This window comes from Cellulomonas sp. PhB150, assembly GCF_003755175.1.
Classification (GTDB): Bacteria; Actinomycetota; Actinomycetes; order Actinomycetales; family Cellulomonadaceae; genus Cellulomonas.
In genome coordinates this window covers 482,969-507,722 of record NZ_RKHX01000002.1, presented here as the reverse complement: position 1 = coordinate 507,722, position 24,754 = coordinate 482,969, and the positions used below count along the sequence as shown (strand labels likewise).

Here is a 24,754-nt window from a genome sequence, read left to right as displayed (position 1 = left end):
CGCTCAGGACTGCGTCCCCAGGACGCTGCTGACCGGCTGGGCGCTGCCGAACAGCCAGCCCTGCCCGTAGCGCCAGCCGTTGCGGTGCAGGAACTCGGCCTGCTCGGCGTGCTCGATCCCCTCGGCGATGGTGACCATCGCCAGCTCGCGCGCCAGCGAGCCCAGCGCGCGGGCGATCTTGCCCGCCGTCGGGTCGTCGGGGATGCCGGACGTGAACGACATGTCGAGCTTGACCCCCGCGACCGGCAGGTCACGCAGGTAGGACAGCGGGGAGACGCCGGTGCCGAAGTCGTCGAGGAGCACGGGCACACCTGCCGCGGACAGCTGGGTCAGCTCGTGGCGGATGCGGGTGCCGGACGCGACGAGCGAGGTCTCGGTGAGCTCGACGACGATCCGCCCCGCCATCACACGGTGCCGGGAGATCTCGGCGAGCAGCGTCGTCGCGAACTCGCCGTCGCCGAGCTGGTCCGCGGACACGTTGACCGACACCCAGCGGGTCTGGTCCTTCATCGCGGCGACCGCCTCGACGACGCGCCGCGCGACGAACTGACCGAGCGCGACCGCCAGCCCGGCCTCCTGGACCATCGAGAGGAACGCGTTCGGCAGCAGCAGCCCTCGGTAGGGATGCTGCCAGCGGATGAGTGCCTCGTAGCCGACGACGCTCTGGTCGCCGAGGTCGACGATCGGCTGGTAGTAGACGACGAGCTCGCCGGACTCCAGCGCCGCGGCGAGCTCCTGGTGCAGGTCGGCGCCGCTGCCGCGGTTCATGCTCTGGTCGTAGACCTCGGTGCGTCCCCGCCCGGCGGCCTTGGCCCGGTAGAGCGCCGCGTCCGCGGCGGCCAGCATGGCGGGCGCCCCGCCCTCGATCGCCTCGGGGTCGGCGAGCGCGATGCCGATGCTCGCCCCCACGCTCAGCCGCCTGCGCGCGACGCGGACCGGCTCCTCGAGGCCCGCGTGGATCGCCGCGGCGACCTCGAAGACCGCCTTGGGGCCGTCGACGTCCTGCACGACCACGACGAACTCGTCGCCGCCCAGCCGCGCGACGGTGCCGCGCCGGGCGGTCGCCACCCGCAGCACGCTCGCGACGTGCACGAGCACCTCGTCGCCCGCGGCGTGCCCGTAGCGGTCGTTGATCTCCTTGAAGCCGTCGAGGTCGCATGCGAGCACCGCGACGCGGTCGACGATGCCGGGCTGCTCGAGCACCGACTGCAGGACCTCCTGCAGCAGCGTGCGGTTGGCGAGACCGGTCAGGGGGTCGTGCATCGCACGGTGCGTGAGCATCTCGGCCTGCAGGCGGGACTCGGTCGAGTCGCGCACCTGGACGACGAAGTGGTCCGGCGACCCGTTGGGCGTGCGCACGAGGGCGGTGTCGAGCACGACCCACACGAGGTGCCCGTCCGCCCGCTGGTAGCGCTTCTCGAGCGAGAACCGGTGCTGGCTGCCGCCCAGCAGCCGGTCCACCTCGAGCCGCTCCGACGGGCGCGTGTCGGGCGTGGACAGGTCGGCCATCGGGTAGCCCCGCAGGGCACCCACGCTCGTCCCGAGCAGCTCCGCCAGCGCCGCGTTGGCCTCGACGATGCGCCAGTCGAGGTCGACGAGCGCCATGCCGATCGGCGCGTTCTCCATCGCGACGCGGAACTGGGTCTCGCTGCGGGAGAGGGCGGCCTCGACCTCGCGCCGGCCGGTGACGTCGACGAGCGTCGTCAGCACCGCCGCGGCGTCGCCGTCGCCCGCGGGCACGAGCTGGCTCGCGACCTGGACCATGCGCGCCTGCGCCTGCGCGCCGCCCGGCAGCGCGACGCCGACGAGCTCGGAGTCGACCGTGAAGCCCGTGTGCCCCAGCCCGCCGCGGTGCCCGAGCACGGCGGCGGGGTTCATCGACAGGCCCATCTCGTTGACCAGCACGACCGGCAGGTCGCCGATCTGCTGGCCGACGGACGAGGCGGCGTCGACACCGAGGATCGCGGCCGCGCGCTCGGAGATGTCGAGCACCCGGCCGGACAGCGACGACACCAGCGCGCCCTCGCGGGTGACGGCCTGCAGCGCGTCGTACCGGTGGCGCAGCTCGCGCGACAGGGCGAGCGCGGCGTTCGCGCGGTGCACCTCGCGGCGCTGGCGGGCCATGAGGACCAGGACGGCGAGAAGGGCGATGATCGCGATGCAGCCGATCGCGCTGGTAACCGTGCTGACCGTGTCCGACGAGCCCAGGAACGACGTGTCGAGCGCGCCGTGGGCGGCCCCGTGGGTCACCGGCGTCCGCCGGACCATGGCCCGGCGTCGTCTCCCTCGTCGTCGTCGAAGTAGTCTGTCGCCACGGGCGGGTCACCCGGCATGCCGCCGTCGGAGGTGGCGTACGGATCCTGCGCGGGAGCGCCGCGCAGCATCTCGAGCGTGCCCGCGAGGTCGTCGGGCTGGACGAGCACCTCGCGCGCCTTCGAGCCCTCGGACGGGCCGACGATCTCGCGCGACTCGAGCAGGTCCATGAGCCGACCGGCCTTGGCGAAGCCGACCCGCAGCTTGCGCTGCAGCATCGACGTCGAGCCGAACTGCGTGGTGACGACGAGCTCGGCGGCCTGCAGCAGCAGGTCGAGGTCGTCGCCGATGTCCTCGTCGACCTGCTTCTTGGTCGCCGCCACGGTGACGTCCTGCCGGTAGGACGGCTTGAGCTGCTTCTTCACGTGCTCGACGACCGCGTGGATCTCGGACTCCGCGACCCAGGCACCCTGCGTGCGCATCGGCTTCGCCGCGCCCATCGGCAGGAACAGCGCGTCGCCCTGGCCGATGAGCTTCTCGGCGCCCGGCTGGTCGAGGACGACGCGGGAGTCGGTCAGCGAGCTCGTCGCGAACGCGAGGCGGGACGGCACGTTGGCCTTGATGAGGCCCGTCACGACGTCGACCGATGGACGCTGCGTCGCGAGCACGAGGTGGATGCCGGCCGCACGCGCGAGCTGCGTGATCCGCTGGATCGACGCCTCGACGTCGCGCGGTGCCACCATCATGAGGTCCGCGAGCTCGTCGACCACGACCAGCAGGTACGGGTAGGTCGCGATCTTGCGCTCCGAGCCGGGCAGCGGCTTGACCTTGCCCGCGCGGACCGCGGTGTTGAAGTCGTCGATGTGCTTGAACCCGAAGTTGGCGAGGTCGTCGTACCGCGCCTCCATCTCCCGCACCACCCACTCGAGGGCCTCGGCGGCCTTCTTCGGGTTGGTGATGATGGGGGTGATGAGGTGCGGGATGCCCTCGTAGATCGTCAGCTCGACGCGCTTGGGGTCGACGAGCACCATGCGGACCTCGTCGGGCGTGGCGCGCATGAGGATCGAGACGATCATCGAGTTCACGAAGCTCGACTTGCCCGCGCCCGTGGCGCCGGCCACGAGCAGGTGGGGCATCTTGGCGAGGTTCGCCGTGACGTAGCCGCCCTCGACGTCCTTGCCGACGCCGATGACCATCGGGTGCTCGGTGCGCTTGGCGGCGCTCGAGCGCAGCACGTCGCCGAGGGAGACCGTCTCACGGTCGGTGTTCGGGATCTCGATGCCGATCGCGGACTTGCCCGGGATCGGCGACAGGATGCGGACGTCCGCGCTGGCGACGGCGTAGGCGATGTTCTTGCTCAGCGCCGTGACGCGCTCGACCTTGGTGCCCTTGCCGAGCTCGACCTCGTAGCGCGTGACCGTCGGGCCGCGAGTGAAGCCCGTGACCTGCGCGTTGATCTCGAACTGCTCGAGCACGGAGGTCAGCGAGTCGACCACGCGGTCGTTGGCGGCGGAGCGCACCTTGTGGGGCGCGCCCTTCGCGAGCGAGTCCTCCGAGGGCAGCGTGTAGAGCACGTCCCCCTCGAGCATGGGCTGCTCGCCGCGCGGGACCGGGGTGGTGGCGGGGGCGACGATCGTGCGGTCGGCGGCCTCGAGCAGGGCGGTGGGGACGGTGTCCGGGGCGGGCTCGCGGACCGTGTCCGTGCCGTCGTCGGCGTCCGGCACGACGACCGCCGCGCGGACGAACGCCTCGTCGCCGACGTACTCCTCGAGCCGCTCCTCGTCCGGGACGTCCTTCTCCTCGGCGCGCGCACGGCGGCCCAGGATGCCGAGCCGGCGCTTGGGGGCGGGCAGCTCGGGCTCGTCGACGGCCGAGTGCAGCGCCTGGATGACCAGGGGTGCGTCGTCGTCGACCTCGTCGTCCTCGACCTCGTCGGACGCGGTGCGACCCCCGGTGAGGCGGTGGTAGCCGCCGCGCAGGCGTGGGACGACCTGGTGCACGGGCGTCGCGGTCACGACCAGGACGCCGAAGAACGCGAGCAGGAGGAGCAGGATGACCGCGACAGGCCCGGTCAGCAGGGTCGCGAGCGGCGCGCCGACGGCGAAGCCGACGATGCCGCCCGCCGCGCGCAGGGCGTCGAAGTCGTCGGTGCCGGGCAGCCCCTTCGAGATCTGCACGATCCCGCAGACCGCCAGGATGATCGCGGTGAGCCCGATGCCGATGCGGCTGTTGGCCTGGACGCGCTCGGGGTGCCGCATGAGCCGGATCGCGGTGGCGAGCAGCAGCACGGGCACGATCACGCCGACCAGGCCGAACGTGCCGGCCACGACCGAGTGGATCGCGTCGCCCGCTGTGCCCGACAGCGCCCACCACTCGCGCGCCGCCACCACGACGGCCAGCGCGAGCAGCGTGAACGCGAGACCGTCCCGGCGGTGCGCCGGGTCGAGGTCGCGCGCGCCGTGGCCCATCCGCCGGGCGGTGCCGCCGAGCAGGTGCGCACAGCCCATGAACGCACCCTTGACGATGCGCACGGGGAGCGCCGTCTGCCGGGGCGCCGGGGCGGGCTTGCGGCCCTGCGGACGGGTGGATGCGGGCCGCTTCGCGGGTGCCTTGCCGGTGGCGCGCGCCGTCGACGGCGCGCCGGACCGGGCGCCTGAGGAGGACGTACGAGTCGCCATGGTCCTCAAACTAGCCGGGACGGGCGCCGGGACGGGCGCGCCTGTGCGCGTGTCGGGCCGCCGATCACCCGATCAGCAGTCCGACGCCCAGCGTCGCGACCCCGCGGCCAGCAGGACGGCGCCGATGCCGAGCAGCGCGACGAACCGGTTGGGCCGCTCTCGCCCCGCGCCGAGGGCCGCGAGGAAGAAGCCGGCGGGCATGACGATCGCCGCCACGAGCACGCCGGTCTGGGCGAGCCAGCGCCAGAGTCCGGCCAGGTCGGTGGCCTCCCCCAGGACGAGGCAGACCAGCCCGAGGGTGACCAGGACGCCGGCGTGGGCGTGCCCGGCCCGGTAGAAGCTCTTCTGGAACTCCGTGGCCTCCTCGCGCCCGGTGACGACGCGGAGCATGAAGGCACCACCCGACTCGATGGCGACGATCGACAGCGCGACGACGCCCGCGGTGATCCGTGCGGCGTCCGTGAGCTCGAGCATGGGCGTTCCTCCCGTTTGCGAACGTTGTTATGGAACACCGTTCGCAAACCGTCGTCAACCCCCTAGACTCTCCGCATGGCCCGGCCCCGGCTCCATGACGACGCGCTGCGCGAGCGCCTGCTCGCCGGCGCGTCCGAGCTCGTCTCGACGCGGGGTGCTCCGGCCTTGACGGTCCGCGACCTCGCGGCCCGGGTCGGCACCTCGCCGTCGGCGGTCTACTCCCTGTTCGGGAGCCGCGAGGACCTCGTCCATGCCGTCGGTGACGCTGCCTTCGCGCGCTTCGCGGCGCGGCTCGCCGCCGTCCCCCGCACGCCCGACCCCGGTGCGGACCTGCTGGAGCTCGGCCTGGCGTACCGCCGGCACGCCGTCGAGGCACCGCACGAGTACCGCGTGATGTTCGGCGTGGCCGGGGCGGGAGCGCAGGAGGCCGCACGCGGTGAGGCCACCCGGAGCGCGACGTTCCTGGTGCTGCGTGACGCGGTCGCCGCGCTCGTCGGGCCGGACGGGGCCGACCGGCCCGCGATGACGCTCTGGGCCCTGGTCCACGGGCTGGTCGAGCTCGAGCTCAACGGGCTGCTGCCGTCCGCGGACGCCGCCTCGCGGTTCGAGCAGGCTCTGCAGGCCGCCGGCCCGGCCATCCTCGCGCCGCCGTCCTGAGGCCCGTGTCGGTGGGTCGTGGCACGGTGGACCGATGGTGTCGGACGTCGCGCTCCGGGTAGGCCGCACGCAGGTGCTGCGGTACCGCGTCCACGCGCAGCAGCTGGACCGCGCCCCGCGCGCCGATCGGCCGCCCGACGACGCCGCGGTCCTGGACCTCGGCGTGCAGCACACCGGCCCTGACGGCTCGCTGTGGGCCCTGGCCCTGCGCGGGGTCCCGGTCCGGGCGCACGACTGGCCGCGCGAGCTCGCCCTGGCATGGACGCTGCGTGGCGCCCCGCACGCGTACCGCCGCTCGGACCTGACGGCGGTCGAGAAGGCGCTGCGACCGTTCTCCGAGGCCGACGCGGCGAAGCGGGTGCTCAACGCCTCGGGTCCGCTCAAGGAGGCCGGCGTCCCGGTCGTCGATGCGATCGGAGAGGTCGCGCGCACGATGCGCGACGTGGTGACGGCACCGACGGCCAAGGGTGCGCTGTCGACGCGCATGACGGCCGAGATGGGCGAGCCCTACGTGCGGTGGTGCGAGCCGTGCGGCGCGACCCACATGTACGAGATGTCGTTCCGCCTCGCGGCCCTGCACGCAGGTCTCGAGCTCGAGCCCGACACCTCTCCCCCGGTGCTGCGTCGCATCCCCCGCTGGCCGGCGGGCCAGGTCGGCGTGCTCGACCGGGCGGTTCCCGACGACGACGGGCCGCTCGACCAGGTGCGCGGCGTGCTGCACCTGCTCGGTCCGGTGACCGTCAAGGACGTCGCCACGTTCCTCGACTCCCCCGCGAAGGACGTCCGGTCCCGATGGCCCGACGACGCCGTGGCGGTCACCGTCGACGGCGCGGAGGCCTTCGTGCTCGCCTCGGACCTGGACGCCCTCGAGCGCGCGGCGGACCCACCCGACGAGCCTGTCGTCCGCCTGCTCGGCCCGTTCGACCTGTACCTGCAGGCGCGCGACCGGAGCGTGCTCGTCCCCGACGCGGGCCGCCACAAGGCCCTATGGCCCACGATCGGCCGGCCGGGCGCCGTGCTCGTCGACGGCGAGATCATCGGGACCTGGCGCCCACGGGCGAAGGGCAAGACCCTCGCCCTGGAGCTCGACGAGTGGCTGCCGTGGGAACGGCGCACGCGCGCCGCGATCGAGGCTGAGCACGAGCGGCTCGCGCAGTTCCGCGGCCTCGACGTCGCGTGAGCTAGGACCGCCCGATCGCCAGGGTCGAGGTGTCGGCGAGGACGTCGGCCCTGCTCGTCCAGGCCTCGTTGAGGTCGCGGGTCGCCACCAGGACGACGGTTCCTGCCCGGGCGTTGCACCCCATCAGCCAGCCCGCGACGCTGGCCGTGCAGTCGCGGGTCGCGTCGTCGCCCCCTGCCGTGCTCAGCGCGCGCACGGCGTCGTCGACCGCTTCGTCCGGCAGCGCGACGACGCGCCAGCACCGGTCGTACTTCCCCGTCGACCCCTCGCAGGCGACCGGCGTGAAACCTGCCGGGAGCGCCAGGTGGATCAGGGCGGCCGCGTCTCGCTCGCGCGCCGCGGCGAGCGACTCCCTGCGGTCGGTCTCGTGGTGCGCGACGGCGCTCCACGTGCCAGCGCCCAGCAGGAGGACGGCCACGAGGGCGACACCGGAGGCGTGGAGACGGGCCATGCCCTGGCATCGGGCTCGCCGACGACGAACTTGAGGCAGGTCAGAGCGTGGTCGGCACGCCCCGCTCGAGCACGACGAGCCGGTCGCGCCGGCCGCCCGCGGCGAACCGCTCGACCACCGCCGAGAGCGGGTCGACGAAGTGCGCCCAGTCGGTGTGGTGCACGGGGACGACCCGGGCGTGCGGCAGCAGGTCGGCGGCGGCGCTCGCCCGGGCGGCGTCGAGCGTGACGGGCTCGTCGCCGAACCGGCCGACGTTGGCCCCACCGACGAACAGGACCGCCAGGTCGATCGCGGCGAACCGGTGGGCGATCGTCGCGACCACGTCGAGCGAGGCGTTGTCGCCGGCGACGTAGACCGTGGGCTCGTCCGGCGCCTCGAGGACGAAGCCCGTGACGACGCCGCTGAGCGCCTCCGAACCCTCCGGGCCGTGCCGCGCCGGGACGGCTGTGACCACGACCGCGCCGAGGTCGACCCGCTCCCAGGGCGCGAGGCCACGCACGCCGGGTATCCGGGCGGCTGCGTCGGGGGTGGACAGGACGGTCGGCACGGCCGCGAGCAGCGCGCGGCCGGACTCGTCGAGGTTGTCGGGGTGCTGGTCGTGGGAGAGCAGGACGACGTCGATCGGCCCCAGCGCGTCGGGCTGCAGCGCGGGGCCGACGAGCTTGCGGAGCGGGATCCCGCCCGCGTACTCGCGCGGCTCGTCGAATGTGGGGTCGGTGAGGAACCTCAGGCCGGCGTAGGCGAGGGACAGGGTGGGCCCGCCGACGAGGGTCGCGGTGATCGGGGTCGTCATGCGCCCAGCGTGCCCCGGCGGCCCGCGCCAGACCAGCCCGCGCCGTCGCCGGACGGGTCGTGTCGGCGCTCGGGTCTAGCGTCGCGCGGGTGAGTCTCGGACGTGCGAGAGCTGTGGGGGCGGGGCGATGAGCAAGCGGGGGTGGCTGCTGCTGGTGGCGGTCGGGGTGATCTGGGGCGTGCCCTATCTCCTCATCAAGATCGCCGTCGGCCAGGTGAGCCCGGTGACGGTGGTCTTCGTGCGCACGGCCCTCGGAGCGCTGCTCCTGCTGCCCTTCGCGCTCCGCGGTGGCGGTCTGCGGGTCCTGCGTGGGCACTGGCCCGCGGTGCTCGGCTTCGCCGCGCTCGAGATCGTCGGGCCGTGGATCCTGCTCTCGAACGCGGAGCGCACGCTCACGAGCTCGACCACCGGGCTGCTGGTGGCAACCGTCCCCATCGCCGCCGTCGTGCTCGGCCGGGTCGTCGGGGACCGCCGGCCGGTCGCCGCCGTGCGCTGGGTCGGGCTGCTCGTCGCCCTGGGCGGCGTGGCCCTCCTGCTCGGGCCGGGGGCGGCGGCCGACGACCCGTGGGCCGTCACCCAGGTGCTGCTCGCGGCGCTCGGCTACGCGACCGCCCCGATCATCGCCGACCGCGGGCTGCGGGACGTGCCCGCCATCCCGCTGACCGCCACCTGCCTCGGCGTCACCGCGCTCGTCTACCTGCCGTTCGTCCTCGTGGGCGGGCGCCAGCCGTGGCCCGGAACGGATGCCGTGCTCGCCCTCGCCGCGCTCGGCATCGTCTGCACCGCGGTGGCGTTCGTGCTGTTCTTCCGGCTGATCGTCGAGGTCGGCGCCGCCCGCTCGACGCTGGTCGCCTACCTCAACCCGGTCGTGGCGGTGACGCTCGGCGCGCTCGTGCTCGACGAGCCGTTCACCTGGACGATCGCCTGCGCCACGGCACTCATCCTGCTCGGCTCGGCGGCAGCATCACGCCGCGGGGTCGGCGAGCGCGCGGCCGATGCCGAGCTCGCGCAGCACCCGGGCCCGGCGCCCGGGACCATCGACGCCGTCACCGCGGGCACGGCCGTCACGGACGACGGAGCGCCAGTGCCGCACGCCCCGTAGGACGGCGACACCGGCGCTCGGCGCCCTGCGCTCCGGCTCAGGCCTCGATCCTGTGGTCGGCCTGCGCCTGCGCTCCGGGCGTGGCGGGTGCCGCTGCGCGACCCCCACCCCGCCCTGCGCTCCGGCTCAGGCCTCGACGACCACGGGGATGATCATCGGTCGGCGGCGCAGGCGGTTGCTCACCCAGCGGCCAACGACGCGGCGCATGATCTGCTGCAGCTGGTGGACGTCGGTCGCACCGCCGCGGGTCGCGTCCTCGAGTGCCGTGGTGAGCTCCGGGAGGATGTCGTCGAACACGGCGTCCTGCTCGGCGAAGCCACGCGCGGTGATCTGCGGGCCGGCCAGGACCTTGCCGTCGGCCGAGCTGACCACGGCGAAGATCGAGATGAATCCCTCGTCGCCCAGGATCCGACGGTCCTTGAGCTCGACCTCGGTGATCTCGCCGACGCTCGACCCGTCGACGTACACGTACCCGCAGGGCACGGCACCGACGACCGACGCGCGCCCGTCGACCAGGTCGACGACCACGCCGTCCTCGGCGAGGACCACGCGGTCGGCCGGGACACCGGTCTGCACCGCGAGCGCGGCGTTGGCCACGAGGTGGCGGACCTCGCCGTGCACGGGCATGACGTTGCGCGGCTTGAGGATGTTGTAGCAGTACAGGAGCTCGCCGGCGGAGGCGTGGCCCGAGACGTGCACCTTGGCATTGCCGGAGTGCACGACGCGCGCGCCGAGGCGCGTCAGGCCGTTGATGATCCGGAACACGGCGTTCTCGTTGCCCGGGATGAGGGACGACGCGAGGATCACGGTGTCGCCGAACCCGACCGAGACGCGGTGGTCGTTGTTCGCCATCCGCGACAGCGCGGCCATCGGCTCACCCTGCGAGCCCGTGCACATGAGCACGATCTCGTCGTCGGGCAGGTCGTCGATCCGCTTGATGTCGATCAGGACGTTCTCCGGCACCTTGAGGTAGCCGAGGTCCGCGGCGATGGCCATGTTGCGGACCATCGAGCGCCCGACGAGCGCCACGCGGCGGCCGTGCGCGTGAGCGGCGTCGAGCACCTGCTGCACGCGGTGCACGTGCGACGAGAACGAGGCGACGATGATGCGCTTCGTCGAGTCGCCGAACACCTGGTCGAGCACGGGCCCGATCCCCCGCTCCTGGGCGACGAAGCCGGGCACCTCGGCGTTGGTGGAGTCGACCATGAACAGGTCGACGCCCTCCTCGCCGAGGCGCGCGAACGCGCGCAGGTCGGTGATGCGGCCGTCGAGCGGCAGCTGGTCCATCTTGAAGTCGCCGGTGTGCAGGACGGTGCCCGCGCCGGTGCGCACCGCGACCGCGAGCGCGTCGGGGATGGAGTGGTTGACCGCGACGAACTCGCACTCGAAGGCGCCGAGCTGCTCGACCTGACCCTCCTTGACGACCATGCTCAGCGGCTGGATGCGGTGCTCCTTGAGCTTCGCCTCCACGAACGCGAGCGTGAGCTGCGAGCCGACGATCGGGATGTCGCGACGCAGGCGCAGCAGGTACGGCACGGCACCGATGTGGTCCTCGTGGCCGTGCGTCAGCACGATCGCCTCGATGTCCGCGAGGCGGTCCTTGATGTACTCGAAGTCCGGCAGGATCAGGTCGACGCCGGGCTGGTGGTCCTCGGGGAACAGCACGCCGCAGTCGATGACGAGCAGGCGCCCGTCGTACTCGAGCACGGCCATGTTGCGTCCGACCTCACCGAGGCCGCCGAGGGCGACGATGCGCAGGGCACCGGGCGCGAGCGGCGGCGGCGGGGTGAGCTCGGGGTGCGGGTGACTCATGGATCTCCTGGGTGTCAGGCGAGGGCTGCGTCGAGCAGCCCTGCGGCGCGCAGTCCTGCGCGGATGTCGTCGACGTCCTGCTCGGACGCCGGAACGTACGGGAGCCGCACGGCGCGGCTCGAGAGCAGGCCCACGACCTGCAGGGCGGCCTTCGCGAAGACCGCCTGGAAACCTGCGCCGTTGATGGCCTGCACGGCGGGCAGGGCGCCGCGGTACAGCCGCAGCGCCTCGGTGTGGTCGCCCGCGTCCCAGGCAGCGATCATCGCGGCGAACTGCGTGCCGACGACGTGCGTCGCGACCCCGACGACGCCCACGGCGCCGTGCGCGAGGAGCGGCAGCGTGACAGCGTCGTCGCCCGAGTACCAGGCGAGCCCGGAGCGGGCGATCGCGCCGGCTGCACCGGCGACGTCACCGGAGGCGTCCTTCATCGCCACGACGCGCTCGTGCGCGGCGAGCTCGTCGATCGTGCCCGGTGCCATCCGCACACCGGCGCGGCCGGGGACGTCGTAGATCATCACGGGCAGGTCGGTGGCGTCCGCCACGGTGCTGATGTGCGCGACCACGCCCGGCTGCGAGGGGCGCGAGTAGTACGGGCTCACGACGAGGAGCCCATGAGCGCCGGCCTCCGCGGCCTGCTCGGCCATCCGCACAGCGTGCGCCGTGTCGTTCGAGCCCGCGCCGGCCAGGACGAACGCGCGGTCGCCGACAGCCTCGACGACGGCCGCCACGAGCTCGGCCTTCTCGGGTGCGTGCGTGGTGGGTGCCTCGCCGGTGGTGCCGTTGAGCACGAGGCCGTCGTGGCCGTGGTCGACGAGGTGCCGTGCCAGCAGCACGGCGGCCTCGAGGTCGATGGCTCCGTCGTCGGTCATCGGGGTGACCATGGCGGACAGGACCGCCCCGAACGGGCGCTGGGTCGACGTCACGGGCGGCATGGGCTAACCGTACCGCCCGACCTGCTCACGGCGCGGCCCTGTTCACCAGGTCCGCGCGGGTCACCGACGCACGTACGACTCGAAGCGATAGGGCACGTCCTGGCTCGACATGTGCCAGCCGTCCACCGGGTCGCTCGCGGTCTCGCGCCACTCGTCCCCAGGCAGGTCCGGCGCCCAGGTGTCGCCCTCGACGGCGACGCCGACGACCGTCACCTCGACGCGCGTCGCGAGCGGCAACGCCTGCGCGTACACCTCGCCGCCGCCCATGACCCACACCTCGTCGTCACCGAGCAACGCCAGGGCGTCGGCCAACGACGCGACGACCTCGGCACCGGCCACCTCGAGGCCGACCGTCCGAGAGAGCACCACGTTGCGGCGCCCCGGAAGCGGCCGGAACCGCTCGGGCAGCGACTCCCACGTCGAGCGGCCCATCACGACGGGGTGACCGAAGGTCAACGCGCGGAACCGCGCCTGGTCCTCGGGCAGGTGCCACGGGATGCCACCGCCGGAGCCGATGACCCCGTCGGCCGAGCGCGCCCAGATCAACGAGACGCTCACACCGCCACCGGTGCCTTGATGGCGGGGTGGTGCTGGTAGTCGAGCACCTCGATGTCCTCGAACGCGTACTCGAAGATCGACGGTGCACGGCGCAGTCGCAGCGTCGGCGCCGCGTACGCCTCGCGGCTCAGCTGCTCGCGGACCTGGTCCACGTGGTTGTCGTAGATGTGGCAGTCACCGCCGGTCCACACGAAGTCGCCGACCTCGAGGTCGAGCTGCTGCGCGACCATGTGGGTCAGCAGCGCGTACGAGGCGATGTTGAACGGCACGCCCAGGAACAGGTCGGCGGAGCGCTGGTACAGCTGGCACGAGAGCCTGCCGTCGGCGACGTAGAACTGGAAGAAGGCGTGGCACGGCGCGAGCGCCATCGACGGGATGTCCGCGACGTTCCACGCCGAGACGATGTGCCGCCGCGAGTCCGGGTCCCGGCGCAGGTTCTCCATCAGCTCGGTGATCTGGTCGATGTGCCCGCCGTCCGGCGTCGGCCACGACCGCCACTGCACCCCGTAGACCGGTCCGAGCTCGCCGCGCTCGTCGGCCCACTCGTCCCAGATGGAGACGCCGTGCTCGCGCAGCCAGCCGACGTTCGAGTCCCCCCGCAGGAACCAGAGCAGCTCGTAGGCGATCGACTTCAGGTGCACGCGCTTGGTCGTGACGAGCGGGAACCCGGCCGACAGGTCGAACCGCATCTGGTGCCCGAAGACGCTGCGCGTCCCCGTCCCCGTCCGGTCAGCCTTCGGGGTCCCGGTCTCCAGGACGAGTCGCAGCAGGTCCTCGTACGGGGTCTCGACGAGCGTCATGCCGGTCATCGTAGGCGCGCAGCGGCGCCGCCGGGCGCGGGCGCCACGGCACGTCGACAAAGCCTGTCCGACGGCAGCACGAAGCCCGTCGTCGGCCCATGGCGCAACGACGTGAGGACGTGATGACCTCCCGAGCCAAGTCACGACGGCACGACGGCACGACGGCACGACGGCACGACGGCACGACGGTGCACCCGGCCCGGACAGCGACCCTCTCGCCCTGGTCAGAAGGGTGGGGGCCCGACCTGCGTCGCCACCCGCGTCCGGCTCGACGTGTGATCGAGAGCGCCGGGCGCGACGTAGACCGGGATCGGTGACCTGGAGTAGGTGATGCCCAACGGACTGGTCCAGAGCGTGTTGCCTGTCCGCTTGTCCCTCGACACGTTCCAGAGCTTGCGCGTCTTGGCCTCGTGGTGGTGCTTGCACAGCACGTGCAGGTTCTCTTCCACGGTCTGGTCATCGGCGGGCCGCCGAGAGTCGAAGGGGACGATGTGGTCGAGCTCGGAACGCCACGCTGGCTGGCGGCAGCCGGGGAACGTGCAGGTCACGTCCCGGGCCGCGACCGTGGCGGACAGGTCCGCACCCGGCCGGTACGCGCGGCGCCCGCGGGCCAGGAACGACCCGGTCACCGGGTCGGTGAAGATCCGACGCCACGTCGCGTCCTGCGCCAGCTCCCGCCCGATCGAGGCCGGCACCGGCCCGAAGCCAGCGATCTCGGCGGGCAGCTCGTCCAGGCCCAGGAGCGTCGTCGCACCCATCGTGACGTTGACCGACACCCGTTGGCCGCCCGGCCGGGGCAACCGGACGCCGGACGGCGTCTGCTCCGTGTCGATGATGCTCGTGAACAGGTCCGCGAACGCGTCGGCGCGCCGCTGGTCGACGGTGCGGGAGTCTCCCGCGCACTTCCCCGCCCCCGCGAGCGCGTCGATGACCGTGTACGCCGCAAGCGCGTCCGCCGCCGGCAGGTACGCCGTGATCCAGGCCATCGAGTCCTCGCCGCACCTGAGCTCGACACCGCGCTCGGCGCGCGCGGCCTTCGCACGCTTGGTCGCCGTCTCGGGGTCGATCTCGACGAGGCGTCGCCGGAGCCACTTCGCGAGCTGGGGGCCGGTGAGCCCCCGAGCCTGTTCGACGGCCTCGGCCACGAGCGCAGCACGCTGTCCCGTGTGCGCCAACGTCAGCGTGCCGTCGATGATGATGTCGACCTTGCGCGCGTCGATGCGCCCCGCGGCGAGCGCGTCGGCGGCGACCGGGAACGCGGCCAGCCCCGACGCACGACCCGCCAGGACCTGGACCGCCGCGCGCGTGGTCACCATGGCGCAGGCGAGCTCGTCGAACATGAAGTCGCCCGCCGGCCGGCGGCGCTCGACGAGCTCGTGCGTCGCGCGGGCCTGAAGCGCGGCGAGCATCGCCGACGCCTGCGCCGAGCCGGCGACGACCTCGACGAGATCCGCCGCCGACAGGTCGGCGAGCTCGAACGACTCGAGCAGCGCGACCAGCGTCGACGCCGTCGCGGCGATCGGCATGGTCGGGACGCAGCGCCCCGGTTCCGGTGCGAGCGGATCCCCGCCGGCACGCTCCCTCTCGTCGACCGACGCCCCCCGCGACGACGTCACGAACCCTCCTGCTGGTTGCACGACCTCACCTCTTCCAGCTCGCACCTCATGGCCTTTCGAACAAGCGTACGACCACCCACTGACACGATCCCGCGACACAACCGCTCCTGTGGACAACGGGGGCATCGGGGTGTGACACCGCGCCCAACGGCCAGGTCGCCGAACGTAGGGTGTCGCGCATGACCCCCGACGCGCGCCGAGCGGTGCTGCGCCAGTCCGTCTCGGTCGCGGTCGCCACGGGCCTGTACGGCATCTCGTTCGGCGCGCTCTCGGTCGTCGCCGGCCTGAGCACGACGCAGACGATGGCCCTCAGCCTGCTGATGTTCTCGGGCGGCTCGCAGTTCGCGTTCATCGGCGTCATCGGCGCAGGTGGCGCCGCCGGCGCGGCCATCGCGACCGCCGGGCTGCTCGGCGCCCGCAACGGCCTGTACGGCCCACAGGTCACTCCGCTGCTGGCCGCGCACGGCTGGCGCAAGCCGCTCGCGGCCCAGCTCACGATCGACGAGTCGACCGCGGTCGCCACCGCACAACCCGACCCGGCCGCGGGGCGGCTCGGGTTCTGGTGGACCGGCGTCGGCGTCTTCGTCATGTGGAACCTGTTCACGCTCCTCGGCGCGCTGCTGGGCGACGCGCTCGGCGACCCGCGGAAGTACGGCCTCGACGCCGCGGCCGCCGCGGCATTCCTCGCGCTCGTCTGGCCCCGCCTGGCCGACGGCCTCGCACGGCTCGTCGCGGGCGCCGCGGTGGCTGTCGCGCTCGCCCTGACCCCGTTCACGCCCGCCGGGGTGCCGGTCCTGCTGGCCGCGGTCGTCGCCATCGTCGTCGGCCTCGTCGCCCCCCAGGAAGAGACTCAGGAAGAGACGAGGGAGCCCGCATGAGCCCCACCGCCACCTGGCTCGCCGTCATCGCCGGCAGCGCGGTCGTCTTCGGCCTCAAGCTCGTCGGCCACCTGGTGCCGGACCACTGGCTCGCCAAGCCGCGCGTCGCGCGCACCGCGGCGCTCGTCACGGTCGCGCTGCTGTCCGCGCTCGTCGCGGTGCAGGCCGCCACGATCGGCCGCCACCTCGTCGCCGACGCGCGACTCCCGGCGCTCGCCGTCGCCGCGGTCGCGCTCATGCTGCGGGCGCCGTTCATCGTCGTCGTGGTCCTCGCCGCCGGCACGGCCGCACTGCTGCGCGCGATCGGGATGAGCTAGGCGCGCAGGGCACGATCGCGGGACGTCGCCCGTTGTGGGAGTGCCCGACGACGACGCGGTCGCCCGCGCGACCCCCGCCACGAAGGACCCACCCCATGAGCACCCCCACGCCTGCGCAGACGCGCGGCTCCACCATCGGCTCGCTGATCTTCCTGTCCCGCTGGCTGCAGGTGCCGCTCTACCTCGGCCTGATCGTCGCCCAGGGGGTGTACGTGTGGCAGTTCATGAAGGAGCTGTGGCACCTCGCGCACGGTGTGCTCACCGGCCACGGCATGGACGAGGGCGAGATCATCATCGCCGTGCTCGGCCTCGTCGACGTCGTGATGATCGCCAACCTGCTCATCATGGTGATCGTCGGCGGCTACGAGACGTTCGTGTCCCGCATCCGCCTCGACAACCACCCCGACCAGCCCGAGTGGCTCTCGCACGTCAACGCCAACGTGCTCAAGACGAAGCTCGCGATGTCGATCATCGGCATCTCCTCGATCCACCTGCTGCGCAGCTTCATCGAGGCCGAGCACACGGTCCAGGAGCCGAACGGCAGCGAGGCGCTGCTGTGGCAGACGGTCATCCACCTCGCGTTCATCGTCTCCGCGATCGCGCTCGCCTGGATCGACAAGGTGTCCACGAAGCACCCGCCGAAGGTGGCCGCGGCGCCGGTTCCGGCTACCGTCGCCTGATGCCTCTGTTCACGGACCACGCCGACGTCTCCGTCCGCCCCGCCGTCCCCGGCGACGAGACCCCGATCGCCCGCGTCCAGCTCGCCGCGTGGCGCGACGAGCACGCGGACGTGCTGGGCGCGGACGTGCTCGACCTGCTCGACGAGGAGGCGGTGGTCGGCCAGTGGGCGAGCGCGATCAGCGCCGCACCGACCGGCCACCGCGTCCTGGTGGCGTGCGACGGCGCGACCGTGGTCGGCTTCACGGCCATCGCCCCGGTCCCGGCCCCCGACGAGGCGGCGCCGGGGGGCGTGATCCTGGCCCTCGAGGTCCTCCCGCAGGCCCAGCGCGGTGGGCACGGCTCGCGCCTGCTGGCTGCGGCGGTCGACCTCCTGCGGGAGCAGGGTGCGGACCAGGTGCACACGTGGGTCCTCGACGGCGACGACGCGCGAGCGCAGTTCCTGCGCGGCGCCGGCCTGGGGCCCGACGAGACGACCCGCGAGCTCGCCTCGGGCACGCAGCCCGACGGCAGCCACCGGGTCGTCACCGAGCACCGGTGGTGGGCGGCCATCTAGGCCGGTACGTCGAGCCCGGTCAGGCCCGGTACAGCCGCCGAGCGGTCCGCAGCGACTCGCGCGCGCGCTTCCGGTCCCCCGCCGCGTCGTACGCGAACGCCAGGTGGTACCAGGAGCGCCAGTCCTCGGGCGCGTCCTCAGCGACGTCGCGCGCCGCGTCGAACCGCTCGCGCGCGACGGACCGGTCGATCCGCCCGCCGGGCGAGCGCGGCAGGTCGTCGACCGGCAGCTCGTCGCCGGCCGCGAGCTCGTCGGCCATGCGCTGCACGTCGATCGCGAGCATCCACTCGCGCACGACGAGCCAGATCACCACCAGCGGCAGGATGAGGAACGCGACGCCGAGCAGGATGCCGACGACCTTGCCGGTCTGGATCAGGGCCACCGAGCGCGCGGCGACGAGCCAGACGTAGACGCCGAGCAGCGCCGTGAGCACCACGGCACCGGCCACCGCCGTGCGACGGGTGCGGGACGAGGACGCCATCAGCCGAGGTCGAGCAGGTGCTCGAGGCCCACCGTCAGGCCCGGGCGCGATCCCACCTGCCGCACCCCGAGCAGCACGCCCGGCATGAAGGAGACGCGGTCGAACGAGTCGTGCCGGATCGTCAGCTGCTCGCCGGCGTTGCCGAGCAGGATCTCCTCGTGCGCGACGAGCCCGCGCAGCCGCACCGCGTGCACCCGGACCCCGTCGACGTCCGCCCCGCGCGCGCCGGAGATCTCCTGCGTCGTCGCGTCGGGGCTGGGCGCGACCCCGGCCGCCGCGCGCGCGGCGGCGATCGCGGCGGCCGTGTGCTGCGCGGTGCCCGACGGCGCGTCGACCTTGTCCGGGTGGTGCAGCTCGATGACCTCGACCGACTCGAACCAGGCCGCGGCCCGTGCGGCGAAGGCCATCGCGAAGACCGCACCAAGCGCGAAGTTGGGGGCGATGAGCACGCCCACGCCGGGCCGGTCGGCGAGGTGGTCGCGCACCCGGTCCTTGGCCGCGTCGTCCCAGCCGGTCGTCCCGACGACGACGTGCACACCCGCGTCGACGAGCGCGTGGACGTTCGACTCGGTGACCGCTGGGACGGTGAAGTCGATCGCCACGTCGGCCGCCGACGCTGCCGACAGGTCGTCCCCGGCGTCGAGCGTCGCGACGAGCTCGAGGTCGTCGGCTCCCTGCACTGCTCGCACGACCGTGGATCCCATGCGGCCCGCCGCCCCGAGGACGGCCACCTTGATGCGCTCGCTCACGAGAGAGCAGCCTAGTGCGCGAGCGCTACGACCCCGACGCGCCGATGAGCACCGCGATGCGCTCCTCGACCCGACGCAGCTCGACAGGAGACATCCCCGCGGTGCGCTCGACCTCGCGCGGCGCGTACCCGGCGTCCGCGTACCAGCGCAGGGCCCGCAGCACGGCCTCGGGGCGGACCGGCCCGGCGCCCACGGCACGACGGGCGAACACCGAGAAGCGCACCGCCGCCAGATAGCTGCCGGGCGACACGCGCAGGTGCCGCAGGAACGCACGGTGGACGTCGCTCACCGTCACCTCCGCGGCGCGGGCGAGCTCGGGCACCGTGATCGCACCCTCGACGTCGTCGACCGTGCGCACGGTCTCGCGGAACGCGAGGACGTCGGCGTCCTCGGTGGCCGCGGCCCGCAGCGCGTCGACGACCAGCCGCGCCGCGCGCTCGTCGTCACCGGAGGACAGCGCCGCCTCGACCGTCCCGAGCGCGTGCTCACCGAGCACGGGCGCAACGCTCCCCCACGCGTCGACGAGCCCCGCCGACCCCACCGCCGCGAGGGCGGCCGGGTGCAGCTGGATGCCGAGCCGGACAGCCGAGGCCGAGGGGACGCGCACGACCGGGCGCGTCATGAGCCCGCGCAACCCCGTCGCGTCGGGGCGCTCCTCGCCGCTCGTGACGTCGACGAGCACGCCACCGTCGCCGAGCACCACCTGGAGCAGCCCTCGCCCGTCGGGGAGCAAGATCTCGCGGGTCGGGTCCTCGTCCCGCACCACCCACGCGTGCTCGACGAGCCCGGGCACAGCAAGGGCGAGGCGCGTGTACTGGACCTGGTCGACGGGCACACACCCATGATCGCGCAGGCGGCGCCCCGATGGGGGCCGCGAGCGTCACCAGTCGTGGACGCTGCCGTCCAGCAGCCGGTTGACGGGCAGGTAGGCCGCCGCGTACTCGTACCGCGAGGCGACGTCGTCGTCGTACTCGACGCCCAGCCCGGGCTCCTCGCTCGGGACGAGCATCCCGTCGACGAACGTCACGCCGGACCGGAAGACCTCGTCCGTCGCCGCGCTGTGCCGCATGTACTCCTGGATGCCGAAGTTCGGGATCGCGATGCCGAGGTGCAGCGACGCCGCGAGGCCGACCGGCGAGATGTCGGTGGGGCCGTGCACGCCGGACTTGATCTGGTAGACGGACGCGTAGTCGAAGATCCTGCGCAGCGGCGTGATCCCACCCGCGTGCGTGACGGGCGACCGGACGTAGTCGACCAGCTGCTCCTCGAACAGCTCGCGGTAGTCCCAGATCGTGTTGAACACCTCGCCGATGGCCAGCGGCGTGGTGGTGTGCTCACGCACGCGCCGCAGCACGGCGGTGTTCTCGGCCGGCGTGACGTCCTCGAGCCAGAACAGGTCGAACGGCTCCAGCGACCTGCCGAGCTTGGCGGCCTGGATCGGCGTGAGCCGGTGATGGGCGTCGTGCAGCAGCGGCAGCTCCGGGCCGAACTCGTTGCGGACGGCCTCGAAGACCCCGGGCATGTGGCGCAGGTACGCGCGGGTGTCCCACGCCTCCTCCACGGGTGCCGCCGACCGGCGCGCCGGCTCGTGGTCGTACCGGCTCGTGACGCCGTCGGCGCCCGCGGCGGCGTTGGCGCTCGACGCGACCCCGTACACCGAGCCGAGCCCGGGGATGCCGGTCTGGATGCGGATGGCCCGGAAGCCCTGCTCGAGGTGGTCGCGCACGGAGTCGAACAGCTCCGGCAGGTCCGCACCGCTCGCGTGACCGTAGGTGAGGCACCCGACGCGGCTCCGGCCGCCCAGCAGCTGGTACAGCGGCAGCCCGGCGGCCCGCGCCTTGAGGTCCCACAGCGCCGTGTCGACCGCGGAGATCGCCGCCATGGTCACCGGCCCGCGCCGCCAGTAGGCGCCCCGGTACAGGTACTGCCAGGTGTCCTCGATCCGGTGCGCGTCGCGACCGAGGAGCAGCGGCACGACGTGCTCGGTGAGGTAGGCGACCACGGCGAGCTCGCGGCCGTTGAGCGTCGCGTCGCCCAGCCCGACGAGCCCGTCGTCGGTGGTCAGGCGCAGGGTGACGAAGTTGCGGCCGGGGCTGGAGACCAGCACCTCGGCGGAGATGATCTGCATGGCTCGAACCTATCGGGGTGTCAGTCCCCGAACGGCCCCACGCGGATCACCGAGCGCGGCCGCGACGCGAGCTCGGCGGCCAGCGCCTGCACGTCCGCGGCGGTCACGGCCTGGACGAGCTCGAGCGACTCGTCGATGCTCAGCAGCTCGCCGTGCACCAGCTCGGCCTTGCCGAGCCTGCTCATCCGCGAGCCGGAGTCCTCCATGCCGAGCACCAGCCCGCCGGACAGCTGCCCGATCGAGCGGGTGAGCTCGGCGGCCGTGATGGGCGCGTCCGCGAGGCGCTCGAGCTCCGCGATCATCAGCGCGAGGACCTCGTCGACCCGCGCCGGCGTGCAGCCCGCGTACAGGCCGAAGACGCCGGTGTCGGAGTGGCCCGACGAGAAGGAGTAGGTGGAGTACGCCAGGCCGCGCTTCTCGCGGATCTCCTGGAACAGGCGGGAGGACATCCCGCCGCCCAGGACCGCGTTGAGCACGGACAGCGTGAAGCGGCGGGGGTCCGTCGCGGTCAGCGAGGTGCCGCCGACGATGACGTTCGCCTGCTCGGTGTGGCGGCGGATCGTCTTCTCGACGCCGGCCGCCGGGATGCCCGCGGTGCCGGCGGGGACGCCGAGCGCGGGGGCGCGCCGGCCGCGCGGGGCGCCGCCGGTCATGTCCCAGCCGCCGTCCGCCAGCGCGGTCTCGACCTGCGCGCACAGCGCGTCGTGGTCGACACCGCCGGCCGCGCTCACGACGAGGGTCTCGGGCTGGTAGTGCCAGCGGTAGTGCTCCCAGACCGCGTCGCGCGGGACCGCGCGGATGGACTCGGGCGTGCCGCCGATCGGCCGGCCCAGGGGGTGCTCACCGAGCGCCAGGGCGGCGAACTGCTCGTGCGCGACGTCGCTCGGGTCGTCGTCGTTCATCGCGAGCTCTTCGAGGATCACGCCGCGCTCGGTCTCGAGCTCGTCGGTCTCCAGGCGCGCAGAGGTGACCATGTCCGTGATGACGTCGACCGCCATCGGCAGGTCCGTGTCGAGCACGCGTGCGTAGTAGCACGTGTGCTCCTTGCCGGTGGCGGCGTTGGCCTCGCCACCGACCTCGTCGAACGCCTCGGCGATGTCCATCGCCGTCCGACGAGCCGTGCCCTTGAACAGCAGGTGCTCGAGGAAGTGCGTCGAGCCGTGGTGGCCCGACTCCTCGTCGCGCGAGCCGACGCCGACCCACGCACCCACCGTGGCCGAGCGCAGACCGGGCATGTGCTCGGTCAGGACCCGGACCCCGCCGGGCAGGACGGAACGGCGCACGAGGGCGCCGCCGTCCTGCTCGGCGGACCGGTCGGCCCCGGACGTGCCGGGGCCGACCAGCGGAAGATCCAGCGGCATCGTCAGGCGTCGACCGACTCGGCGGCACCCTCGGCGGGCGCCTCGTCCTCGACCACAGCGTGCAGCGACAGCTTCCCGCGGGGGTCGATCTCGCCGATCTCGACCTGGACCTTCTGCCCGATGGACAGGACGTCCTCGACGTTCTCGACGCGCTTGCCACCCACGAGGCGACGGATCTGCGAGATGTGCAGGAGCCCGTCCTTGCCCGGCGACAGGGAGATGAACGCACCGAACGTCGTGGTCTTGACGACCGTGCCGACGAAGCGCTCCCCGATCTCGGGCATGTGCGGGTTGGCGATCGCGTTGATCGCCGCCCGCGCGGCCTCCGCCGACGGACCGTCGGTGGCGCCGATGTAGACCGTGCCGTCGTCCTCGATCGAGATGTCGGCGCCGGTCTCCTCCTGGATCTGGTTGATCATCTTGCCCTTCGGCCCGATGACCTCGCCGATCTTGTCGACGGGGACCTTCACCGTGATGACGCGGGGAGCGAAGGGGCTCATCTCGTCCGGGACGTCGATCGCCTCGGCGATGACGTCGAGGATCGCGAGGCGCGCCTCCTTGGCCTGCGTCAGCGCGCCGCCGAGCACCGAGGCGGGGATGCCCTCGAGCTTGGTGTCGAGCTGGATGGCCGTGACGAACTCACGGGTACCGGCGACCTTGAAGTCCATGTCGCCGAACGCGTCCTCGGCACCGAGGATGTCGGTGAGGGCGGCGTAGCGCGTCTCACCGTTCACCGTGTCGGACACGAGGCCCATGGCGATGCCCGCGACGGGCGCGCGCAGCGGCACACCGGCGTTGAGCAGCGACAGGGTGGACGCGCAGACCGAGCCCATCGAGGTCGAGCCGTTGGAGCTCAGCGCCTCGGAGACCTGGCGGATGGCGTACGGGAACTCCTCGCGGCTGGGCAGCACGGGCATGAGCGCCCGCTCCGCCAGCGCGCCGTGACCGATCTCGCGGCGCTTGGGCGAGCCCACGCGGCCCGTCTCACCGGTCGAGTACGGCGGGAAGTTGTAGTTGTGCATGTAGCGCTTGCGCGTCTCCGGGGAGAGCGTGTCGAGCTGCTGCTCCATGCGCAGCATGTTCAGCGTGGTGACACCCAGGATCTGGGTCTCGCCGCGCTCGAAGATCGCCGAGCCGTGCACGCGGGGCAGGACCTCGACCTCGGCCGAGAGCGTGCGGATGTCCCGCAGGCCGCGGCCGTCGATGCGGAAGCCGTCCGTGAGGATGCGCTGGCGGATGAGCTTCTTCTGCACCGAGCGGTACGCGGCGGACAGCTCCTTCTCGCGACCCTCGAACTGCGCGGAGAGGGAGGCGACGACCTCGGCCTTGATCTCGTCCAGGCGGTTCTCGCGGGTCTGCTTGTCCGCGATGCTCAGGGCCTCGCCCAGCGACGTCGTCGAGGCAGACTCGACGGCGGCGTAGGTGTCGTCCTGGTAGTCCGGGAACGTCGGGAAGACCTGGGTCTCCTTGGCGGCCTTCGACGCGAGCTCCTGCTGCGCGACGACGAGCTGCTTGATGAACGGCTTGGCGGCCTCGAGGCCCTGGGCCACGACCTCCTCGGTGGGCGCGGTGGCACCCTCCTGGATGAGGTTCCACGACTTCTCGGGCGCCTCGGCCTCGATCATCGCGATGGCGACGTCGTCGCCCACCACGCGGCCGGCGACGACCATGTCGAACGTGGCGCGCTCGCGCTCGGAGTAGCGCGGGAAGGCGACCCACTGGCCGTCGATCAGCGCGATGCGGACGCCGGCGACCGGGCCGGAGAACGGCAGGCCGGACAGCTGCGTCGAGATCGACGCGGCGTTGATGGCGAGCACGTCGTACGAGTCGTCCGGGTGGATGGCCAGGACCGTGACGACGACCTGGACCTCGTTGCGCAGGCCCTTGACGAACAGGGGGCGCAGCGGGCGGTCGACGAGCCGGCAGGCGAGGATCGCCTCGGTCGAGGGACGGCCCTCGCGGCGGAAGAACGAGCCGGGGATCTTGCCGGCGGCGTACTGCCGCTCCTCGACGTCGATCGTCAGCGGGAAGAAGTCGAAGTGGTCCTTCGGGTGCTTGCCGGCCGTGGTGGCCGACAGCAGCATGGTGTCGCCGTCCAGGTAGGCGGCGGCGGAGCCGGCGGCCTGCTTGGCCAGGCGGCCCGTCTCGAAGCGGATGGTGCGGGTGCCGAAGCGACCGTTGTCGATGACGGCCTCGGCGAACTGGATCTCGGGACCCTCCACGGGTGCCCTCCTTGTTCTCGAAGGCGCCGGCCGGCCTCGACGGTCTTCGACCGTGGTCCCCGGAACGTCACGCTCCGG

The 24,754-nt window shown here is 73.0% G+C and carries 23 protein-coding genes; 7 read left to right on the top strand and 16 right to left on the bottom strand.

The features are described 5' to 3' along the window. Positions 1-3: 3 nt before the first annotated feature. The 3 genes from EDF34_RS09745 to EDF34_RS09735 all read right to left on the bottom strand — a co-directional run bounded on the left by EDF34_RS09745 (position 4) and on the right by EDF34_RS09735 (position 5,405). Positions 4-2,250 (bottom strand): bifunctional diguanylate cyclase/phosphodiesterase, encoded by a 2,247-nt coding sequence (locus EDF34_RS09745; protein ID WP_233575296.1) that lies wholly within the window; start codon positions 2,248-2,250, stop codon positions 4-6. After that, a complete protein-coding gene (locus EDF34_RS09740; protein WP_123371147.1) occupies positions 2,247-4,931 on the bottom strand; it encodes a DNA translocase FtsK in 2,685 nt (894 codons plus the stop codon). Before EDF34_RS09740 ends, EDF34_RS09745 begins: the two co-directional genes overlap by 4 nt. A gap of 72 nt (positions 4,932-5,003) precedes the next feature. Continuing rightward, positions 5,004-5,405, bottom strand: a complete 402-nt coding sequence (locus EDF34_RS09735) for a hypothetical protein (RefSeq protein ID WP_233575295.1) — start codon at positions 5,403-5,405, stop codon at positions 5,004-5,006. A 75-nt stretch (positions 5,406-5,480) separates the two neighbouring features. On the opposite strand from EDF34_RS09735, the gene EDF34_RS09730 reads away from it, so the two are divergent. Both EDF34_RS09730 and EDF34_RS09725 read left to right on the top strand, forming a co-directional pair. Then, a complete protein-coding gene (locus tag EDF34_RS09730; protein ID WP_123371146.1) occupies positions 5,481-6,062 on the top strand; it encodes a TetR/AcrR family transcriptional regulator in 582 nt (193 codons plus the stop codon). Positions 6,063-6,096: 34 nt separating this feature from the next. Continuing rightward, entirely contained in the window at positions 6,097-7,242 is a 1,146-nt protein-coding gene (locus EDF34_RS09725) for a winged helix DNA-binding domain-containing protein (protein WP_123371145.1), read from the top strand. Position 7,243: 1 nt separating this feature from the next. Here EDF34_RS09725 and EDF34_RS09720 read toward each other — a convergent pair whose 3' ends face one another. Together EDF34_RS09720 and EDF34_RS09715 are read right to left on the bottom strand one after the other, a co-directional pair. Then, positions 7,244-7,693, bottom strand: coding sequence for a hypothetical protein (locus tag EDF34_RS09720; protein WP_123371144.1), 450 nt, complete (start codon positions 7,691-7,693; stop codon positions 7,244-7,246). 40 nt (positions 7,694-7,733) lie between these two features. After that, on the bottom strand, positions 7,734-8,486 hold the full coding sequence (locus EDF34_RS09715) for an MBL fold metallo-hydrolase (RefSeq protein ID WP_123371143.1): 753 nt from the start codon (positions 8,484-8,486) through the stop codon (positions 7,734-7,736). 127 nt (positions 8,487-8,613) lie between these two features. On the opposite strand from EDF34_RS09715, the gene EDF34_RS09710 reads away from it, so the two are divergent. Beyond that, positions 8,614-9,588, top strand: coding sequence for a DMT family transporter (locus tag EDF34_RS09710; protein WP_123371142.1), 975 nt, complete (start codon positions 8,614-8,616; stop codon positions 9,586-9,588). A 126-nt stretch (positions 9,589-9,714) separates the two neighbouring features. Here the strand turns inward: EDF34_RS09710 and EDF34_RS09705 are convergent, their stop codons facing one another. The 5 genes from EDF34_RS09705 to EDF34_RS09685 form a co-directional block, all read right to left on the bottom strand. Then, positions 9,715-11,400 (bottom strand): ribonuclease J, encoded by a 1,686-nt coding sequence (locus EDF34_RS09705; protein WP_123371141.1) that lies wholly within the window; start codon positions 11,398-11,400, stop codon positions 9,715-9,717. 14 nt (positions 11,401-11,414) lie between these two features. After that, complete coding sequence (gene dapA / locus EDF34_RS09700) at positions 11,415-12,332, bottom strand: 4-hydroxy-tetrahydrodipicolinate synthase (RefSeq protein WP_123371140.1); 918 nt, start codon at positions 12,330-12,332, stop codon at positions 11,415-11,417. Between the two features lie 60 nt (positions 12,333-12,392). Further along, entirely contained in the window at positions 12,393-12,890 is a 498-nt protein-coding gene (locus EDF34_RS09695; RefSeq protein ID WP_123371139.1) for a dihydrofolate reductase, read from the bottom strand. After that, positions 12,887-13,690: a thymidylate synthase gene (locus EDF34_RS09690; protein ID WP_123371138.1), complete on the bottom strand. Its 804-nt coding sequence runs from the start codon at positions 13,688-13,690 to the stop codon at positions 12,887-12,889. The genes EDF34_RS09695 and EDF34_RS09690 overlap by 4 nt, the downstream gene beginning before the upstream one ends. A 224-nt stretch (positions 13,691-13,914) precedes the next feature. Beyond that, entirely contained in the window at positions 13,915-15,216 is a 1,302-nt protein-coding gene (locus EDF34_RS09685) for an HNH endonuclease signature motif containing protein (RefSeq protein ID WP_158615076.1), read from the bottom strand. Positions 15,217-15,485: 269 nt separating this feature from the next. Between EDF34_RS09685 and EDF34_RS09680 the strand changes: the two genes are divergently transcribed. The 4 genes from EDF34_RS09680 to EDF34_RS09665 all read left to right on the top strand — a co-directional run bounded on the left by EDF34_RS09680 (position 15,486) and on the right by EDF34_RS09665 (position 17,735). Continuing rightward, a complete protein-coding gene (locus tag EDF34_RS09680) occupies positions 15,486-16,184 on the top strand; it encodes an AzlC family ABC transporter permease (protein ID WP_123371136.1) in 699 nt (232 codons plus the stop codon). Further along, positions 16,181-16,501 carry an AzlD domain-containing protein gene (locus EDF34_RS09675; RefSeq protein WP_123371135.1) on the top strand — a complete coding sequence of 107 codons (321 nt, stop codon included), beginning with the start codon at positions 16,181-16,183 and terminating at the stop codon, positions 16,499-16,501. The genes EDF34_RS09680 and EDF34_RS09675 overlap by 4 nt, the downstream gene beginning before the upstream one ends. 95 nt (positions 16,502-16,596) lie before the next feature. Next, positions 16,597-17,181: a TIGR00645 family protein gene (locus EDF34_RS09670; RefSeq protein ID WP_123371134.1), complete on the top strand. Its 585-nt coding sequence runs from the start codon at positions 16,597-16,599 to the stop codon at positions 17,179-17,181. Next, positions 17,181-17,735 (top strand): GNAT family N-acetyltransferase, encoded by a 555-nt coding sequence (locus tag EDF34_RS09665; RefSeq protein WP_123371133.1) that lies wholly within the window; start codon positions 17,181-17,183, stop codon positions 17,733-17,735. Before EDF34_RS09670 ends, EDF34_RS09665 begins: the two co-directional genes overlap by 1 nt. A gap of 19 nt (positions 17,736-17,754) precedes the next feature. On the opposite strand, the gene EDF34_RS09660 is transcribed toward EDF34_RS09665, so the two are convergent. From EDF34_RS09660 to EDF34_RS09635, 6 genes are read right to left on the bottom strand one after another with little or no spacing between them, the layout of a single operon-like run. Beyond that, entirely contained in the window at positions 17,755-18,216 is a 462-nt protein-coding gene (locus EDF34_RS09660; RefSeq protein WP_123371132.1) for a hypothetical protein, read from the bottom strand. After that, positions 18,216-18,965, bottom strand: a complete 750-nt coding sequence (dapB, locus tag EDF34_RS09655; RefSeq protein ID WP_123371131.1) for a 4-hydroxy-tetrahydrodipicolinate reductase — start codon at positions 18,963-18,965, stop codon at positions 18,216-18,218. The genes EDF34_RS09660 and dapB overlap by 1 nt, the downstream gene beginning before the upstream one ends. A 25-nt stretch (positions 18,966-18,990) precedes the next feature. Further along, the gene (locus tag EDF34_RS09650) at positions 18,991-19,800 is read right to left on the bottom strand and encodes a hypothetical protein (RefSeq protein WP_123371130.1); all 810 of its coding nucleotides are present in this window, start codon (positions 19,798-19,800) and stop codon (positions 18,991-18,993) included. 45 nt (positions 19,801-19,845) lie between these two features. Then, complete coding sequence (gene manD / locus EDF34_RS09645; protein ID WP_123371129.1) at positions 19,846-21,093, bottom strand: D-mannonate dehydratase ManD; 1,248 nt, start codon at positions 21,091-21,093, stop codon at positions 19,846-19,848. Positions 21,094-21,113: 20 nt separating this feature from the next. Beyond that, positions 21,114-22,454: a pitrilysin family protein gene (locus EDF34_RS09640; RefSeq protein WP_123371128.1), complete on the bottom strand. Its 1,341-nt coding sequence runs from the start codon at positions 22,452-22,454 to the stop codon at positions 21,114-21,116. Positions 22,455-22,456: 2 nt separating this feature from the next. Further along, positions 22,457-24,676: a polyribonucleotide nucleotidyltransferase gene (locus EDF34_RS09635; RefSeq protein ID WP_123371127.1), complete on the bottom strand. Its 2,220-nt coding sequence runs from the start codon at positions 24,674-24,676 to the stop codon at positions 22,457-22,459. Between the last annotated feature and the right edge of the window lie 78 nt (positions 24,677-24,754).